Consider the following 809-nt stretch of genomic DNA (forward strand, 5'->3'; position numbering starts at 1 on the left):
ATTTTAATTACGGGTTGCAGTAGCGGTATCGGCCGCTTTTGTGCTGAACAGTTACATGAGTCCGGTTTTAAGGTCATTGCCAGTTGTCGCAAGCTTGAAGATGTGGCGGCGCTTCAAGGGCAGGGGCTTCATTGTGTTCAACTGGATATGACAGATGTTGATTCTATTCATGCTGGATTGAAGGAGGCTTTGGTGCTGACTGGCGGCACGTTAGATGTGTTATTTAATAATGCGGCTTATGGTCAAGGGGGAGCCATTGAAGATTTACCGACGGAGGCGCTGCGCACGCAGTTTGAAACGAACTTATTTGGCTTACATGAACTGACTCGGGCGGTGCTCCCTGTCATGTTAACTCAGGGCTCTGGAAAAATTGTGCAAAACAGCTCTGTGCGGGGTTTAGTCGCGATGAAGTATCGCGGGGCTTATGCGGCCAGTAAGTTTGCTTTAGAGGGGTATACAGATACCCTTAGATTAGAATTGATGAATACCAATATTTCGGTGAGTTTAATTGAGCCTGGGCCGATTGTTAGTCAATTCAGAGCCAATGCGTTGCGTGCCATTGATAAATCAATTGATATCGACGCTTCACGTCATCGAAACAATTATAAAAGAACCTTATCACGCTTAGGCCGCGAAACATCTTCAACCCCCTTTGCCCTTGGTCCAGAGGCCGTATTAAAACCCCTTCTGAAGATAATAAAAAGTTCCAATCCCAAGCCGCGCTATTATGTGACAAAACCGACTTATCTCTTTGGCTATCTGCGCCGTTTTTTACCATCAAGTCTGCTTGACCGTATTTTAGCGAAAGG

1 protein-coding gene is annotated in these 809 nt (G+C 46.0%); it reads left to right on the plus strand.

Annotated features, from left to right (window positions below):
* Positions 1–809 (plus strand): SDR family oxidoreductase (locus tag L2764_RS27460; protein WP_248943493.1); only part of this gene is annotated, 809 nt, incomplete at both ends.

The sequence above is a fragment of the Shewanella surugensis genome (assembly GCF_023284005.1).
In the GTDB taxonomy this organism is placed as follows: Bacteria; Pseudomonadota; Gammaproteobacteria; order Enterobacterales; family Shewanellaceae; genus Shewanella; species Shewanella surugensis.